At 75.0% G+C, this 16,224-nt stretch carries 17 protein-coding genes and 1 pseudogene; 10 read left to right on the top strand and 8 right to left on the bottom strand.

Annotated features, from left to right (window positions below; all coding sequences use genetic code 11):
* A pseudogene (locus ACI79W_RS19750) lies at positions 1-226 on the top strand (HNH endonuclease); the annotation flags it as partial.
* 8 nt (positions 227-234) lie between these two features.
* On the opposite strand, the gene ACI79W_RS19745 reads toward ACI79W_RS19750, so the two are convergent.
* The 3 genes from ACI79W_RS19745 to ACI79W_RS19735 are packed head-to-tail and all read right to left on the bottom strand — an operon-like array spanning position 235 to position 2,200.
* The gene (locus ACI79W_RS19745; protein ID WP_456563785.1) at positions 235-858 is read right to left on the bottom strand and encodes an alpha/beta hydrolase family protein; all 624 of its coding nucleotides are present in this window, start codon (positions 856-858) and stop codon (positions 235-237) included.
* Entirely contained in the window at positions 855-1,526 is a 672-nt protein-coding gene (locus ACI79W_RS19740; protein WP_456563784.1) for an HAD-IA family hydrolase, read from the bottom strand. Before ACI79W_RS19740 ends, ACI79W_RS19745 begins: the two co-directional genes overlap by 4 nt.
* Positions 1,523-2,200: a DedA family protein gene (locus ACI79W_RS19735; RefSeq protein ID WP_456563783.1), complete on the bottom strand. Its 678-nt coding sequence runs from the start codon at positions 2,198-2,200 to the stop codon at positions 1,523-1,525. The genes ACI79W_RS19740 and ACI79W_RS19735 overlap by 4 nt, the downstream gene beginning before the upstream one ends.
* A gap of 72 nt (positions 2,201-2,272) precedes the next feature.
* On the opposite strand from ACI79W_RS19735, the gene ACI79W_RS19730 reads away from it, so the two are divergent.
* Positions 2,273-3,571: an amidohydrolase family protein gene (locus ACI79W_RS19730; protein WP_456563782.1), complete on the top strand. Its 1,299-nt coding sequence runs from the start codon at positions 2,273-2,275 to the stop codon at positions 3,569-3,571.
* A 255-nt stretch (positions 3,572-3,826) separates the two neighbouring features.
* A complete protein-coding gene (locus tag ACI79W_RS19725; protein ID WP_456563781.1) occupies positions 3,827-4,150 on the top strand; it encodes an SRPBCC domain-containing protein in 324 nt (107 codons plus the stop codon).
* Here ACI79W_RS19725 and ACI79W_RS19720 read toward each other — a convergent pair.
* Positions 4,134-4,937, bottom strand: a complete 804-nt coding sequence (locus ACI79W_RS19720) for an MBL fold metallo-hydrolase (protein ID WP_456563780.1) — start codon at positions 4,935-4,937, stop codon at positions 4,134-4,136. The two genes, ACI79W_RS19725 and ACI79W_RS19720, sit on opposite strands and share 17 nt — an antisense overlap.
* Before the next feature lie 64 nt (positions 4,938-5,001).
* Between ACI79W_RS19720 and ACI79W_RS19715 the strand changes: the two genes are divergently transcribed.
* The 6 genes from ACI79W_RS19715 (at position 5,002) to gdhA (ending at position 11,685) form a co-directional block, all read left to right on the top strand.
* A complete protein-coding gene (locus ACI79W_RS19715; RefSeq protein ID WP_456563779.1) occupies positions 5,002-6,516 on the top strand; it encodes a TldD/PmbA family protein in 1,515 nt (504 codons plus the stop codon).
* Entirely contained in the window at positions 6,513-7,904 is a 1,392-nt protein-coding gene (locus tag ACI79W_RS19710; RefSeq protein WP_456563778.1) for a metallopeptidase TldD-related protein, read from the top strand. The genes ACI79W_RS19715 and ACI79W_RS19710 overlap by 4 nt, the downstream gene beginning before the upstream one ends.
* Before the next feature lie 230 nt (positions 7,905-8,134).
* A complete protein-coding gene (locus ACI79W_RS19705; protein ID WP_456563777.1) occupies positions 8,135-8,437 on the top strand; it encodes a hypothetical protein in 303 nt (100 codons plus the stop codon).
* Positions 8,438-8,538: 101 nt separating this feature from the next.
* On the top strand, positions 8,539-9,027 hold the full coding sequence (locus ACI79W_RS19700) for a hypothetical protein (RefSeq protein ID WP_456563776.1): 489 nt from the start codon (positions 8,539-8,541) through the stop codon (positions 9,025-9,027).
* Between the two features lie 176 nt (positions 9,028-9,203).
* Positions 9,204-10,229, top strand: a complete 1,026-nt coding sequence (locus ACI79W_RS19695) for a C40 family peptidase (protein WP_456563775.1) — start codon at positions 9,204-9,206, stop codon at positions 10,227-10,229.
* Between the two features lie 106 nt (positions 10,230-10,335).
* Positions 10,336-11,685 carry an NADP-specific glutamate dehydrogenase gene (gene gdhA, locus ACI79W_RS19690; RefSeq protein ID WP_456563774.1) on the top strand — a complete coding sequence of 450 codons (1,350 nt, stop codon included), beginning with the start codon at positions 10,336-10,338 and terminating at the stop codon, positions 11,683-11,685.
* On the opposite strand, the gene ACI79W_RS19685 is transcribed toward gdhA, so the two are convergent.
* Positions 11,682-12,719 (bottom strand): 5-methyltetrahydropteroyltriglutamate--homocysteine methyltransferase, encoded by a 1,038-nt coding sequence (locus ACI79W_RS19685; protein ID WP_456563773.1) that lies wholly within the window; start codon positions 12,717-12,719, stop codon positions 11,682-11,684. The two genes, gdhA and ACI79W_RS19685, sit on opposite strands and share 4 nt — an antisense overlap.
* Positions 12,720-12,781: 62 nt before the next feature.
* On the opposite strand from ACI79W_RS19685, the gene ACI79W_RS19680 reads away from it, so the two are divergent.
* Complete coding sequence (locus ACI79W_RS19680) at positions 12,782-13,315, top strand: gamma carbonic anhydrase family protein (protein ID WP_456563772.1); 534 nt, start codon at positions 12,782-12,784, stop codon at positions 13,313-13,315.
* On the opposite strand, the gene ACI79W_RS19675 is transcribed toward ACI79W_RS19680, so the two are convergent.
* The 3 genes from ACI79W_RS19675 to ACI79W_RS19665 are packed head-to-tail and all read right to left on the bottom strand — an operon-like array spanning position 13,316 to position 16,218.
* Positions 13,316-14,515 (bottom strand): cysteine desulfurase-like protein, encoded by a 1,200-nt coding sequence (locus ACI79W_RS19675; protein ID WP_456563771.1) that lies wholly within the window; start codon positions 14,513-14,515, stop codon positions 13,316-13,318.
* A gap of 25 nt (positions 14,516-14,540) precedes the next feature.
* Positions 14,541-15,611, bottom strand: coding sequence for a threonine aldolase family protein (locus ACI79W_RS19670; protein WP_456563770.1), 1,071 nt, complete (start codon positions 15,609-15,611; stop codon positions 14,541-14,543).
* Positions 15,612-15,636: 25 nt separating this feature from the next.
* Positions 15,637-16,218 (bottom strand): YdeI/OmpD-associated family protein, encoded by a 582-nt coding sequence (locus tag ACI79W_RS19665; protein WP_456563769.1) that lies wholly within the window; start codon positions 16,216-16,218, stop codon positions 15,637-15,639.
* Positions 16,219-16,224: the final 6 nt, after the last annotated feature.

The following is a 16,224-nucleotide window of genomic DNA, read 5'->3' as shown; positions in this document are numbered from 1 at the left end:
CGCCACCGCCTGCCAGAACCTGTGCTGCCTGTGCCGCCACCACCACCGGCTCACGACCTTCGCCCCCGGCTGGACCCACACCCTCGACGACGACGGCGTGCTCACCGTCATCACCCCCAGCGGCGTCCCCCGCACCACCCGCCCACCGGGCTACCGCGTCCTCACCACACCACCGCAACCACCACCGGACCCCGCGAACCCGGCGGAGCACCCACCACCGTTCTGATCCGCCGGTCAGCCGGTGATGACCTCCGTGAGCCAGGAGGCGGCGGCCGCGCCGACGAGGTCGGGGTTCTTCTTCAGCGCGTGGTCGCCCGGGACGGCGTACACCGACGCGTTCGCCCGGCCGGCGAGGACGGCGGCCACCTCGGCGGGAGCGCCGAACGCGTCGGTCTCCCCCTGCACCACCACGACGGGCGCGGTGACGGAGGCGAGCTCGGCCGCGCGGCTCTTCTCGGGCCGGCCGGGCGGGTGCAACGGGAACGCCAGCGTCAGCACGCCGTCGGCGTCGACCTGCGTCGCGGTGCGGCAGGCGACGCGGGCCCCGGCGCTGCGCCCACCGACGACCAGCGCCCCGGTCAGGTGGCCGGTGCCCGACAGGTGGGCCACCACCGCCCGCCAGCCCTCGTCCAGGCGCGCCGGTGCGGGGGCGATCCTCCTGCCCGCCACCCGCCACGGCTGCTCGACCCGCAGCACGCGCCACCCGCCCTCGGCGGCGTCGCGGGCCACCGCCACCAGGTCCGCCGACTCCACCCCGCCGCCGGCCCCGTGGCCGAGCAGCAGGGTCCCGAGGGAGCCGCCGTCGGTCAGGTGGGCGCGGGCCGGGCCGTGCGGCGTATCGATGTCGAGCGCGGTCACCGGGGCGGGAGGGCCAGCAGGCCGTCGACCGCGCCGGCGAGGTCGGCCCCGGCCACGTCGGGCTCCCCGTACACCGCCGGGAACACCCGCTCGCTGCGCGGGAACCAGGCGCCGGTGAGGCCGGCCCGCCGCGCCCCCAACACGTCCCAGCCGTGCGAGGCCACCAGCGCCATCCGCTCCGGCGTCACGTCGCAGAGGCCCGCCGCCCACAGGTACACCTCGCGCGAGGGCTTCCAGGCGCGGATGGTCTCGCTGGTCATGCTGCGCTCCACCAGCGGCGTGATGCCGCCCCGCTCCAGGCCCGCCTCCGCCACGCCGGGCGAGCCGTGCGACAGCGTGACCACCCGCACCCCGGCCTCGGTCAGCCGGCGCAGGGCGGGCTCCACGTCGGGGTGCGGTGACAGCTCCCCGAAGGCGTCCGCCACGCTCGCGCGCTGGTCGGCCGAGAGCGCGCTCTCCTGCGCGAGCGCGGCGTCGAAGGCGTCCCGGAACCGGCACCACGAACCGACGGCGGCCGCCGCGAAGCCGGTGAGCAGCGTGCGGGCGAAGATCGTGCCCAGCAGGGGCGCCGGCTCGCCCAGCTCCACCAGCGCGGCCCGGACCGGTGCCAGGTCCAGCAGCGTCTCGTTGACGTCGAACGCCACGACCTCGGGACGGTGCCGGGTCACGACGTCGGGTCCCAGTGCTCGTCCAGGTGCTTCCCGGCGTCCGGCGGGCGGCGCAGCTTGCCGGTGGCCTTCTTGTAGACGAACCACCCCACGGCCAGCACGACGGCGACGACCAGGGCGTAGTCCAGGTAGCGCAGGTTCTCCTGGATGAAGTCGCCGGCCGCCACGCCCAGGGTGATCAGGACGGCGTTCCAGATGAGGCTGCCGGCGGCGGTGAACAGGAGGAACTGCCAGAACGGCATCCGCACCACCCCGGCGGGCACCGAGATGAAGCTGCGCACGATCGGCACCATCCGGCCGAAGAAGACCGCGGCGCGGCCGTGCCGCTCGAACCAGGCGAAGGTCTTGTCGACGTCCTCGGTCTCCACCAGGGGCAGCCGGTCGAGAAAGGCGTGCGACCGGCGGGGGCCCAGGGCCATCCCGAGGTAGTAGAAGAAGATCGCTCCCAGGAGCGATCCGAGGGTGGCGAAGACGATGACCGGGACGATCGACATCCGGCCGTCGTTGATCAGCACGCCGGCGAGGCCGAGGACCGCCTCGCTGGGGATCGGCGGGACGACGGTCTCGAGCAGGATCGACAGGCCCACCCCGAGGGGGCCGAGCGTCTCGACCAGGTCGAGCAGGAAGCCGGTGATGCCCCCCTCGTCGGAGGATGCGGCGGCGAGGAAGGACATGGACCCCACGGTATCGGCGGCCCCGGCCCGCCGCCGCGCCCCCGGACCGGGGCGGAGCTAGGTTCGGCAACCATGCGGCAGCGCTTCACCGCCCGGGCCCTCGTCGTCGGCGACCGCGCGGGGACGGTGGTCCCCGACGGTGTCCTCGACGTCGCCGACGGCGCGATCGCCTGGGCGGGCCCGGCCGCGGAGGCGCCGCCGCAGGGGGACGCCGAGGTCGTCGCGCTGCCCGGCGTCCTCACCCCGGGCCTGGTCAACGCCCACTCGCACGCCGCGATGGTGCTGTTCCGCGGCCAGGGGGAGGGGTTGCCGCTGGACCGCTGGCTGCGGGAGGTCATGTGGCCGCGCGAGGCCCGCCTCACGCCCGAGGACGTCGAGGTCGCCATGACGGCGGCGTCGGCGGAGATGCTGGGCAACGGCATCACCACCAGCGTCGAGATGTACTTCCACCCCGAGCGGATCGCCGCCGCCGTCACCACGACCGGCGCTCGTTCGGTGATCGCCACCCCGCTGCTGCCCCTGCCCGGCATGCCGCCGGTGGCCGAGCAGCTCGACGCCGCCGTCGCCCTCGCCGCCGGAGCGCCCGCCGACGGCACCGTCGAGTACGGCATCGGGCCGCACGCGGCCTACACCGTGCCCCTCCCGGTGCTCGCCGACGCCGCCCGCGCCGCACGCGAGCACGACCTGCTGCTGCACCTCCACGTCGCCGAGACCGCGACCGAGGGCGCCGACCTGCTGGCGACGCACGGGCTGTCGGTGCCGGCCCTGCTCGCGTCCTACGACGTGCTCGGCGGCCGCGTCCTGGCCGCCCACTGCGTGCACCTGGACGACGGCGACCTGGAGCTGTGGCAGGAGTTCGGCGTGGCGGTCGCCCACTGCCCGGTGAGCAACGCCAAGCTCGCCAGCGGGACCGCGCCGCTGCGCCCGATGCTCGACCGCGGCATCCGGGTGGGCCTGGGCACCGACGGGCCGGCGTCCAACGACTCCCTGGACCTCCTGGCCGACCTGCGGCTGGCGGCCGGCCTGGCGCGGCTGCGGGAGCGGTCGGCGACCGCCCTGACCGCCGCGGAGGCCTTCTGGCTGGCCACCGGCGGCGCCGCCGACGCGATCGGCCGGCCGGACCTCGGGCAGCTCGCCTCCGGGCGGCGGGCCGACCTGGTGCACGTCGACACCCGCGACCTGGTCTTCGAGCCCGTCGGTGACCCCGCGGACGTGCTGGCCCACCTCGTCTGGTCCGGCGCCGGCCGGCACGTGCGCGACGTCTGGGTGGGCGGCCGCCCCGTCGTCCGGGACGGCGCCTCGACCACCGTCGACGTCGACGCCCTGCGCAGCGACGTCGCCGCCCGCGCCGCCCGGCTCGCCGCGGGCTGAACTGCAGCTCCGCCAGCATGGCCCCGGGCCGGTCCACACCCGCGGGCATCGCCACCGCCACCCGGCGAGCGTCGGGCAGGGCGCCGTCAGCGCGCGGCACCACCGTGGATCACGCGGGAGTTCGACGCCCCCGCGAGAAGGTCGTCCGCGCCCACGTCGACCCGACCTGGCCGTCCGGTGGCTCGGCCCCCGGGGGCTGGAGATGCGGATCGACCACTACGACGGCCGGGCCGGCGGCTCCTACCGTACGTCCACGTGCAGGGCTGCGAGGAGCACGGCTTCCACGGCAGCTTCCACGAGGTCCGGCCGGACGAGCTGATCGCGCAGACCTCCACCTACGAGGGCTGGCCCGAGGGCGTCGCGCTCGAGAAGCTCCGCTTGGAGGACCTCGGCGGCGGCCGGACCCGGCTCGTCCCCACCTCGCTGTGCGACTCCTCCGCCGACCGCGACGCCGTGCTGGCCAGCGGCATGGAGGTCCGCGTGGACGAGGGCTACGAGAAGCTGGACGAGCTGCTCGCCCGCCGAGCCCCGGGGCGGCCCGGCGTCACCCGGCGCCGGGCCGTCATGCGCGGAGGCTGATCGTCTCCCCCCGGTGGGCGGGCCGCACCGTACCGGGCAGCCTGCGCCGGGCGACCTCGGCGACGAAGTCGCCCAGCGGGGAGGCGAAGACCGCGTAGTCGTCGTAGTGCACCGGCACGGTCACCGGTGGCCTCAGCAGCTCGACCAGGTCGGCGCCCTGCCGACCGTCCATCGTGACGGTGAGGCCCAGCACCTTGGTGCCGCCCAGGTGGGGGATGACGACGTCGAGCGGGCCGCAGCGCTCCAGCACCTCGCCCAGGAACGGCCGGTAGAGGGTGTCGCCGCTGATGTAGCCCCGCCAGCCCACCTCGCCGTCGCGCACCAGTTCCAGCACGCTGCCCATCACCTGGGGCAGCACCCGGGCCAGCGGGCCCGGGCCGTGCACGCCCGGCACCGACGTCACCCGCAGCACCGCGTCGTCGCGGGAGAAGGTGTGCGTCTGCCACGGGCGCAGGTCGGCGGTGCCGGTGAAGCCACGGTCGGCCAGGCACCCCGCGGCCTCCGGCGTCGTGACGACGGGCGTCTCCTTCGGGAGCGATCGCGTGGCGATCCGGTCCCAGTGGTCGCCGTGCATGTGCGAGAGCAGGATGCCGTCGAGCTCGGGCAGCTGGGTGGGCAGCAGCGCCGGGTCGGTGAGCCGCTTGCTCCGCAGCCCGTACCCGAGGTGCGCGCGCTGGCCGCGGTGCAGGAAGTTCGGGTCGGTGAGCAGGGTGAACCCACCGATGCGCAGCAGCATCGTGGCGTTGCCGCCGAAGGTCATGGTCACGTCGTCCGCCGCCGGGTCCATGCGCAGGCGCTTACCCGGGGGTTCCCGGCTCACCCGTGGGCGCGGGCGCTGGTAGACAGGCGGAGTGCCCGGAACCCGCACGATCGACGAGACCTTCCTCGCGCTCCCGCTGTCCGCGCTGACCGACGCCGCGCTGACCCGCGCACTCGACCTGGGCTGCTCGCACGCCGACCTGCGGGTCGAGCGCATCCGCACGCAGACGATCAGCCTGCGCGACGCCCGGCCCGAGGCATTCACCGACGGGGAGGACCTCGGGCTGGCCGTCCGCGTGGTGTTCGAGGGCACCTGGGGGTTCGCCGCCGGCGTCGTCCTCACCGCGGCCGAGGCCGTCCGGCTCGCCGAGGAGGCCGTGGCCGTGGCGCGCGTGGCGGCCGCCCTCAACTCCGACCGCGTGGAGCTGGCGCCGGAACCGGTCCACCCGGACGCCGAGTACGTCTCCGCGTACGACGTCGACCCGTTCACCGTGCCGGACGCCGAGAAGACGGCGCTGCTCACCGAGCTGTCCGAGCAGCTGCTGGCCGGCGACGGCGTCGAGCACGTGCAGGCCACCTGCATGCTGGTCAAGGAGCAGAAGTACTACGCCGACACCGCCGGCACCCGAACCCGGCAGCAGCGGGTGCGCGTCAACCCCGACCTGACCGCGCTCGCCGTGGACCGGGCCACCGGATCCTTCGAGAGCATGCGCACCCTCGCCCCGCCGGCCGGCCGTGGCTGGGAGTACCTCACCGGCACCGGCTGGGACTGGCGCGCCGAGCTCGCGGAGATCCCCGAGCTGCTGCGTGAGAAGACCAAGGCCCCGTCGGTGCAGGCCGGCCGGTACGACCTCGTCGTCGACCCCTCGAACCTGTGGCTGACCATCCACGAGTCCATCGGGCACGCCACCGAGCTGGACCGGGCGCTGGGCTACGAGGCGGCCTACGCCGGGACGTCGTTCGCCACGCCCGACAAGCTGGGCTCGCTGAGGTACGGCTCGCCGATCATGCACGTCACCGGGGACCGCACCGCCCTGCACGGCCTGGCCACCGTCGGCTGGGACGACGAGGGCGTCGCCGCCCAGCAGTGGGACATCGTGGAGGGCGGCGTCCTCGTCGGCTACCAGGTGGACCGGAACACGGCCCGGCTGGGAGGGATGGCCCGCTCCAACGGCTGCGCCTACGCCGACTCGCCCGGTCACGTCCCGCTGCAGCGCATGGCCAACGTGTCGCTGCAGCCGGCGCCGGACGGGCCGGGCACCGAGGAGATCATCGGCGGGGTCGAGCGCGGGATCTACGTCGTCGGCGACAAGAGCTGGTCGATCGACATGCAGCGCTACAACTTCCAGTTCACCGGCCAGCGCTTCTACCGGATCGAGGGCGGCCGGCTCGCCGGGCAGGTGCGCGACGTCGCCTACCAGGCGACGACGACGGACTTCTGGGGCTCCATGCGCGCGGTCGGGGGCCCGCAGACCTACGTCCTGGGCGGGGCGTTCAACTGCGGCAAGGCGCAGCCCGGCCAGACCGCGGCGGTGAGCCACGGCTGCCCCACCGCCCTGTTCGAGGGCGTGACCATCCTCAACACCGTCGAGGAGGCCGGGCGATGAGCCGGTTCCAGCGTCCGCAGGAGGTCGTCGAGCAGGCGCTGGCCGCCTCCACCGCCGACGGGCAGGTCGCGTTCGTCGTCGAGGGGTCCGAGGCGAACCTGAGGTGGGCCGCCAACAGCCTCACCACCAACGGGGCGATGCGCTCGCGCTCGGTCGTCGTGGTCTCCTTCGTCGACGGCGGCGCCGGGATGGCCGCGGGCACCGTGAGCCGCTCGGGCACGCCGGACGTCGCCGCGCTGGTGGCGGCCAGCGAGCAGGCCGCCCGGGACGCCGGCCCGGCCGAGGACGCGATGCCGCTGGTCGCCGACACGCCGCCCGGTGCGGGGGACTGGGACGCGGATCCGGCGGAGACCTCGATCGAGGTCTTCGCGGAGTTCGCGCCGGCGCTGGGCCAGGCCTTCGGCGAGGCCCGCGACCGCGGCGAGCTGCTCTTCGGCTTCGCCGAGCACTCGATGCGCACCACCTACCTGGGCAGCTCCACCGGCCTGCGGCTGCGGCACGACCAGCCCGCCGGGCGGGTGGAGCTCAACGGCAAGACCCCCGACTTCGGCCGGTCGGTGTGGGCGGGGACGGGCACCCGGGACTTCGCCGACGTCTCGGTCGCCGCGCTCGCCGCCGACGTCCGGCAGAAGCTGTCCTGGTCGCAGCGCCAGGTGGAGCTGCCGGCCGGCCGGTACGAGACGTTGCTGCCGCCGTCGGCCGTCGCGGACCTGATGATCTACCTCTACTGGACCATGGAGGCGCGCGACGCCGACGAGGGCCGCAACGTCTTCGCCCGCCCGGGCGGGGGCAACCGCACGGGGGACCGGCTCGCCACGCTGCCGCTGACGCTGCGCAGCGACCCGCACGCCCCCGGGTTGGAGGCGGCGCCGTTCCAGGTGGTGGGCGCCTCGTCCGGTGCGGCCTCGGTCTTCGACAACGGCATGGCGACGCCGGCGGTGGACTGGATCTCGGGCGGGGTCCTCACCAACCTGGTCCGGCCGCGGGCGTGGGCGCTGAAGACCACGTCCCCGGCCACGGCCGCCGTCGACAACCTCCTGCTCGAGCTGCCCGGCGCCACGACGACGCAGGACGAGATGGTCGCCGCCACCGACCGGGGCCTGCTGCTCACCACGCTGTGGTACATCCGCGAGGTCGACCCGCAGACCCTGCTGCTCACCGGCCTGACCCGGGACGGGGTGTTCCTCGTCGAGGGCGGCGAGGTGACCGGCGCGGTGAACAACTTCCGCTTCAACGAGTCACCCGTCGACCTCCTCGGCCGGGCCGTCGAGGCGGGGGTCACCGAGCGCACCCTCCCGCGCGAGTGGAACGACTGGTTCACCCGGACGGCGATGCCGGCGTTGCGCGTGCCCGACTTCAACATGAGCAGCGTCAGCCCCGCGAGCTGACTCCACGGCGGGTCGGGGTCGGTCCGTCACAGTTCCGCCAAGTGGATCTCGCGCACCCTGGCGGAAACTGACGGCGACGACCTGTATTCGTCGAACTACGCTCGGTTGCGGTATCAGAGCCGACGGAGTGCTTTACCCGACCGCGGGTGCTGCCGAAACATCTACTGGCTCGAACAACCGAGTACCGCACGCGAGCCCCGCTCCCACGGGGCTGTCGAGGGGAGGACTCCGTGACCAGGAGTCGCAAGCCGTCCGTCTTCCAGGTGGGCAAGGTTCGCGACGACGGGCACACCGTCGTCATCTCCGGCTGGGGCCTCGGCCTCTGCGCCGCCGGCTGCACCTGCCACCGCCACCCCTCCGCCGGTCACCTCGCCATCGCCGAGGACCAGGCAGGGGGCTCCATCGGCCTGGTCAGCTTCCGCGAGGGTGGCTGCGACTGCTGCGAGCCGTGGACCTCCGAGGAGCTCTCCGGCATCCTGCGCGACTTCCAGGCGCTCGCCGGCCTCGAGGTGCAGGAGCCCCTCGCCGGGTGAGTGATGGACCCCCTCGCCCCCCGACCCTCGCTCCGCTCGGGCCGGGACCCTGCGAGGGGGCCGTTCCATCCCGTCGCCGGCGGGGTAGTGCGGGGCCCATGATGGGACGCGCTGCCCTGCGGGGTGCTGTGGCCGGCCTCGCCGGGGTCGCCGTGATGACGCTCGGCGAGAAGCTCGAGCAGGCCGTCACGCACCGGCCGGACAGCTACGTCCCCGCCCGCACGCTCACAGCGCTCGGCACCGGGCGGCGGCTGCCGGGCTCCGCCCGCCCGCCCGTCCGCAACCACCTCATGCACTGGGGCACCGGAGCCGCCGTCGGTGCCCTGCGCGGCATCTGGGCCGCCAGCGGGCTGCGCGGCGTCCGCGCGTCGGCCTGGCACGCCTCTGTCCGGCTGGCCACCGACCAGACGCTGGAGAACGCCACCGGCGTCGGCGCCCCGCCGTGGACCTGGTCCCGCCGCGACCAGGTCGTCGACGTCGCCCACAAGGTCGTCTACTCCCTCGTCACCGGCGCCGTGGCCGACCGTCTGGTCCCGCTGGCACCCGACCGCCTCCCCGACGGCACCGCCGCCGGGCCGCGCCGGCGCTGAGCCCCACCGCCGGGACGCCGGCGCGCTCGTGGGACTCATGTGACGCGCGGGGTGAGCCCGCCATCGGCACACCCGCGTGCCCCCGCTACTTGCCGGCACCGCATCCCTACGTTCCGTTTCGACGCGCATGGTTGCGGCCCCTTCCCCGGGCCCGGCGCAGGTGATCGGAGGCCAGGGTGCACGCGCAGCACACGACTCCCCGACGCCGCTCGCGTGCCGTCCTCGCGGTCGGCGCCGCGGTGGTGGCGGCGACGGCGCTCCTCCCCCAGACCGCGGCCCATGCCGACCCCGGTTCGGTGGCCGAGGCGGCGGGGCTGATGGCGGAGGCCGCCCAGCAGCTGACCGCCATCGAGGCGCAGGTGCACGAGGCCGAGGAGATCGTCGCCTCGCACCAGCGGGCCGCCGCGGCCGCCGCGGAGCAGGCCCGCGCCGCGCGGGAGGCGCTCGCCGTCCACGAGCCGCAGATCCGGGCCATCGTGCAGAGCAGCTTCACCGGGCAGGCGCAGTCCCGGGTCGCCGCCTTCCTCACCAGCGACTCCGCGGACGAGCTCGTCCAGCAGATGACGACGCTGGACATGATCGCCACGCACACCAACTCGGTCATCACGCAGGTGGCCGCCGCCCGCGCCGCCGCTGACGAGGCCCAGCTCGCCGCCGACCAGGCCGCCGCCACCGCGCAGGCAGGCCTCGCCGAGCTGCAGGCCCAGGAGGCGGAGGTGGAGCGACGGGCCGCCCGGTACCAGTCGGACTACGCCCGGCTCTCCGCGGCCGAGCAGGACCGGGTCTCCACCATGGTCGCCGGTCCGAAGCTGGCCGCGCCGTCGGTCGCCGAGCTGCCGGTCGCGCCCGGCAGCGCTGCGGCGACCGCCATCCAGGTGGCGCTCGCCCAGGTGGGCGCCCCCTACCGGCGGGGTGCCACCGGCCCGGACGCCTTCGACTGCTCCGGGCTGACCTCCTACGCGTACGCCGCCGCCGGCATCACCCTCCCGCGCACCAGCGGCGGCCAGTCGAAGATCGGCCCGCAGCTCTCCCGCGGGGAGCTGCAGCCCGGCGACCTGGTCTTCTACTACACGCCGATCAGCCACGTCGCGCTCTACATCGGCAACGGGATGATCGTGCACGCCCGCACCTACGGGACGCCGCTGTCGGTCACCTCGGTCGACCAGGGCGGCTTACGGTTCGGCGTCCGCCCCACCGGCTGACCCCCGCCGCCCAACGGCTGGCCCCGCCGCCCGACCCCGAGCCGCCGTCCTGCCGCGGCCGACGTACGTTTCGGGGGGACCAGCGACCGGCACGAGGAGGCACCCGATGAGCGGCGAGGTACCGGAGACCGTCCGGGGGATCTACGACGAGGTGCTGCGCCGGAACCCCGGTGAGACGGAGTTCCACCAGGCCGTCCGCGAGGTGCTGGAGTCGCTGGCCGTCGTCCTGGACCGGCACCGCGAGTACACCGAGATGAAGACGGTCGAGCGGATCTGCGAGCCGGAGCGGCAGATCATCTTCCGCGTGCCGTGGCAGGACGACCGGGGCGAGGTCTGGATCAACCGGGGCTTCCGGGTGGAGTTCAACTCCGCGCTGGGGCCCTACAAGGGCGGGCTGCGCTTCCACCCCTCGGTGAACCTCGGCATCGTCAAGTTCCTCGGGTTCGAGCAGATCTTCAAGAACGCGCTGACCGGCATGCCCATCGGCGGCGGCAAGGGCGGTTCCGACTTCGACCCGAAGGGGCGGTCGGACGCCGAGATCATGCGGTTCTGCCAGTCGTTCATGACCGAGCTCTACCGGCACCTGGGCGAGTACACCGACGTGCCCGCCGGCGACATCGGGGTCGGTGCGCGCGAGATCGGCTACCTGTTCGGCCAGTACAAGCGGATCACCAACCGCTACGAGTCCGGCGTCCTCACCGGCAAAGGCCTGGGCTGGGGCGGCGCCCTGGTGCGCACCGAGGCCACCGGGTACGGGGCGGCCTTCTTCGCCGACGCGATGATGAAGGCGCGCGGTGAGTCCTTCGACGGCCGTCGGGTGGTGGTCAGCGGCTCGGGCAACGTCGCGGTGTACGCCATCGAGAAGGTCCACCAGCTCGGCGGGACCGTCGTCGCCTGCTCGGACTCCGGCGGCTACGTCCTCGACGAGAAGGGCATCGACCTGGATCTGCTCAAGCAGGTCAAGGAGGTCGAGCGCGGCCGGATCTCCGACTACGCCGAGCGCCGCGGCTCGGCGAGCTTCGTGGCGGACGGGAGCATCTGGGACGTCCCCTGCGACGTGGCCATCCCCAGCGCGACGCAGAACGAGCTCGACGGCGACGCCGCGGGGACCCTGGCCCGCAACGGCTGCCGGTACGTGGTGGAGGGCGCCAACATGCCGGCGACGCCGTCGGCGGTGAAGGCCTTCCGCGACGCCGGCGTCGCCTTCGCCCCCGGCAAGGCGGCCAACGCCGGCGGGGTGGCGACCTCCGCGCTGGAGATGCAGCAGAACGCCTCCCGCGACCGCTGGACCTTCGAGCACAGCGAGGCCCGGCTCGAGGAGATCATGCGGGGCATCCACGCCCGCTGCCACGAGACCGCCGAGGAGTACGGCTCACCGGGCGACCTGGTCCTGGGTGCCAACGTGGCCGGCTTCCTGCAGGTGGCAGAGGCGGTGCACGCGCACGGCCTGATCTAGAGCTCGGCCCGCAGGATCTCCGCGGCTCGGGCGAGGGACCGCATCTTGCCCGCGGCGGACTCCCGGGGCAGGTACTTCAGCCCGCAGTCGCTGGTGAGCACGAGCCGGTCGACGTCCACGTCGTCCAGCGCGCGCCGCACGCGCCCGGCGACGACCTCCGGCCGCTCCACCTCGGGGGTGGACAGGTCGAGGACCCCGAGCGCGATGCCCTTGGCCCGGAGCGGGCGCAGCGTGGCCGGGTCGAGGTGGGACTGCGCCGTCTCCACGGCGACCGTGTCCACGGGGGTGTCGGCCAGCTCGGGCAGGAACGAGTAGCCCTCGGGCCGTTGGGAGACCATCGCCGCGTACCCGAAGCACAGGTGCAGGTGCACCGGCCCGGGAGCGCCCTCGACCGCGCGGGTCACCGCTGCCGCGCCGTACTCCCGGGCCACCTCGGGGCGGGCCTGCAGCCAGGGCTCGTCGAGCTGCACGATGTCGGCGCCCGCCGCGAACAGGTCGGCGATCTCCTCCCGGACGACGTCGGCGTAGGCCAGGGCGAGCGCGCGGCCGTCGCCGTAGTGCTCGTCCTGCGCCTGCTGCGCCATCGTGAACGGGCCGGGGACGGTGATCTTCACGGCCCGGTCCGTGTGCGCCCGCAGGAAGCGGACGTCGTCGGCCTGGATCGGGGACGGCCGGCGGATGTCACCGACCACCCGCGGCACCGGGATCGGCTTGCCTGACCGGTTGAGGATGGTCCCGGGGTGGTCGACGTCGATGCCGCTGAGCGCCGTCGCGAAGTGGTTGGAGTAGGACTCGCGCCGGATCTCGCCGTCGGTGACGATGTCGAGCCCCGCCTCCTCCTGCGACCGGATCGCGAGCAGGGTCGCGTCGTCCTGCGCCCCGGCGAGGAGCTCCGGCGGGATGCGCCACAGCTCCGCGGCCCGCACCCGGGGCGGGAACTGGTGGGCCAGGCGGTCCCGGTCGATCAGCCAGTCCGGCTGCGGCAGGCTCCCGACGATCGACGTGGGCAGCGGCGGCAGGGGTGCGGCGGGCATGCCCGCAGTCTGCCGAGGATCCGCTGCGTGCGCCTCGTCCGGGGCTGTGCTGGGGTGGGGGTGTGACGGACAACTTCATCGGTGCCCTGGAGTTCGGCTCCCCGCAGATCGACGACGAGGCGTTCGTGGCGCCGACCGCCGTCGTCGTCGGGGCGGTGACCATGGGCCCGCGGTCGAGCATCTGGTACGGCGCGGTGGCGCGGGCCGACACGGAGGTCATCGAGATCGGCGCCGACTCCAACATCCAGGACGGCTGCACGCTGCACTCCGACGGGGGCTTCCCGCTGGTGGTGGGGGAGCGCGTCTCGGTGGGGCACCGGGTGGTGCTGCACGGCGCCCGCATCGACGACGACGTGCTCGTCGGCATGGGCAGCATCGTCATGAACGGCGCCCACATCGGCTCGGGCTCGATCGTGGCCGCCGGCGCCGTCGTCACCCAGGGCAAGGTCTTCCCGCCCCGCTCGCTCATCGCCGGCGTCCCGGCGAAGGTGATGCGCGAGGCGACCGACGACGACCAGCTGCACATCCAGGGCAACGCGGTCAGCTACACCGACCGGCTCGCCTCCGCGCGGCGGGTGCGGCGACTCGGCAGCTGATCAGCCGGCCAGCCACTCGCGCAGGCCGGTGACCAGCCGGTCGACGTCCGCGGCGTCGCTGTAGGGGGCCAGGCCCACCCGCAGCCCGCCGGTGTCGCCGAGCCCGAGCCACCGGCTGGCCTCGATCGCGTAGAAGGAGCCCGCCGGTGCGTTGACGCCGTGCTCGGCGAGGAAGCGGTAGGCGTCGGCGGCCTCCCGCCCCTCGAAGGTCAGCAGCAGCGTCGGCGTGCGGTGCGCCGCCCGCGACCACAGCCGCACCCCGGGCAGCGGGGCGAGGCCCGCCTCCAGCCGCTCGCGCAGCCGGTCCTCGTGGTCCTCGACCGCGGTCATCGCCGCGACGAGCCGCTCTCGCCGGGTGCCGCCGTCACCGAGCGCGGCGAGGAAGTCCACGGCGGCGGTCGTCCCGGCCAGCAGCTCGTAGGGCAGCGTGCCCAGCTCGTAGCGCTCGGGCACGGCGTCCGAGCTCGGCAGCAGCTTCGCCGGGTGCAGCGTCGCCAGCAGCGCCGGGTCGGCGGCCATGACCCCGCAGTGCGGGCCGAGGAACTTGTACGGCGAGCAGAGGTAGACGTCGGCGCCGAGCGCGGGGACGTCGACGGGGGCGTGGGCGGTGAGGTGCACGCCGTCGACGACGAGCAGGGCGCCCACCGCGTGCACCCGTGCGGCGATCTCCTCGATCGGCGGCCGGGTGCCGATCAGGTTCGAGGCGCCGGTGACCGCCACCAGGCGGGTGCGGTCGGAGAGCTCGGCGGCGACGTCGTCGGCGGTCAGCTCGCCGGTGGCCGGGTCGAACGCGGCCCACCGCACCGTCGCGCCCACGGCCTCCGCAGCGACCACCCACGGCCGGATGTTCGCGTCGTGGTCCAGCCGCGTCACCACCACCTCGTCGCCCGGGCCCCAGCCGCCGGCGAGCGTGCGGGCCAGGTCGAAGGTGAGCGCCGTGGCGCTGCGCCCGAACACGACGCCGGCGGGGTCGACCCCGAGCAGGTCGGCCACCGCCGAGCGCGCGGCCAGCACCGTCTCGTCGGCGAACCGTTCGGCGGCGGTGACCGAGCCGCGGTTGCTGATCGGCGCGGTCAGCGTCGTGGCGACCGCCCGGCCCACGGCCTCGGGCACCTGGGTGCCGCCCGGACCGTCGAAGTGCGCGGTGCCGCTCGCCAGGGAGGGGAAGCAGGAGCGGAGCGCGGCGACGTCGAAGCCCATGGTCACCGACGCTAGCCGCCGTCCGTCAGGACTCCCCGGCCAGGGCGGCGATCGCCGCCCGCGCCTCCTCGACGGTCAGCGCCAGCGTCGCGTCGCCCACCGGCAGCTCGACCCGGACGGCGCCGGGGTCCCCGGTGACCGCCGCCTGCGGCCAGGTCCACAGCCCCTCGTCGGCGGCCAGCCGGCGGGCGGCCGCGGTGAACTCCTCCGGGGTGGTGCGCAGCAGCAGGTGAAGCATCGGCGTCTCCGGGGGGTCGGGGACGACGGTGACGCCGGGGAGGTCGCGCACCGCGTCGGCGATCGCGCGGGCGCGCGCCAGGTAGGCGGGCATCAGCGGCAGCCGCCGTCGCAGGCAGGCGAGCGCCGAAGCCGCGCCCGGCCAGAGGCCGAACAGCGTGCCGCCCAGGCGACGGCGCCACTCGCGGACCTCGGCCACGACGTCGGCCGGGCCGGCCAGGCAGCAGCCGGCGAGCGCTCCGATGCCCTTGTAGAAGCTGACGTAGGCGGTGTCGAACAGCCCGGCGACCTCGGCGGGCGGGCGGTCGTAGCCGGCGGCGGCCTCCCACAGCCGGGCGCCGTCCAGGTGCGCGGCCGCACCGCGCTCCCGCGCCCAGGCCACCTGCGCGACGAGGTCGTCCCACGCCGGCAGCGGCCCGCCCAGGTCGCGCTGCGGCAGCTCCACCAGCAGCGCGGCGGGGTGCTCGGCCACGGCGTCGAGGTCGGCCCGCAGCAGCAGCCGGTAGCGGTTGCCGGCCGGGCGCAGCACCATGCCGTGCAGTCGCTCGAACGCCTGCTCCTCGTGCCGGATCAGGTGGCTCTCGGGGTGGCAGACGACGGTGCGCCGGCCGCGCCGGTCCGCATGCACCCGCAGCGCCGCCTGCTGGGCCATGACCCCGCTGGGCAGGTACACCGCCGCGGGCAGCCCCAGCAGCTCCGCGACCTCGGCCTCCAGCTCGGCGACCACCCCGCCGTCGCCGTACCGGTCGGGGACGGTGCCTGGCGGCACCGTGGCCAGCAGGTCGGCCGGCCGCCACGTGCCGTGTCCCGTCAGCGAGCGGGTGCAGCCCTCGCGCAGCGCCAGGAGGTCGTCGTCCACCCGGCCAGTCTCGCCCGCGGCCCGCTCAGCGCCCGCCCCGCCCCTCGGCGGCGAGCGCCTGCACGGCGGCTGCGATGCGTCTCGCCCGGCCGGCGGGGGTGACGGCGGTGTGCACCCGGAAGAGGATCGCGAAGCGGTCCTGACCCCCGAGCGCGTCGAAGGCGGCCTGCGCCCCCGGATCGGCGTCCAGCGCCGCGGCGAGGTCGTCGGGCACCGTGGCGGTCGCCGGACCGGGGTAGGCGCGCGCCCACCGGCCGTCGGACTGCGCCGCCGCCACCGCCGCCAGGCCGGCCGGGCGCATCCGCCCCTCGGCGGTCAGCCGCTCCACGGTGGCGACGTTCTTCCGCGACCAGACGCTCCGCGGGCGGCGCGGCGTGAGGCGCAGCAGGTGGTAGGAGTCGTCCAGCCGCTGGCCGCGGCCGTCGATCCAGCCGAAGCACAGCGCCGACTCGACGACCTCCGCGGAGGTGACCGACGGGATGCCGGAGCCCTTGCGGGCGATCTGCACGTAGAGCCCGGGGGCGGTTGCGTGCTCGGCTTCCAGCCAGGCCTCGAGGGCGGGCTGGTCGGCGAACGGCAGCATCGGCAGGTCCGTCGGGGCGGGCACGGTGCC

The sequence above is a fragment of the Blastococcus sp. SYSU DS0533 genome (genome assembly GCF_054050775.1).
This window is presented reverse-complemented; position numbering and strand designations above follow the sequence as displayed.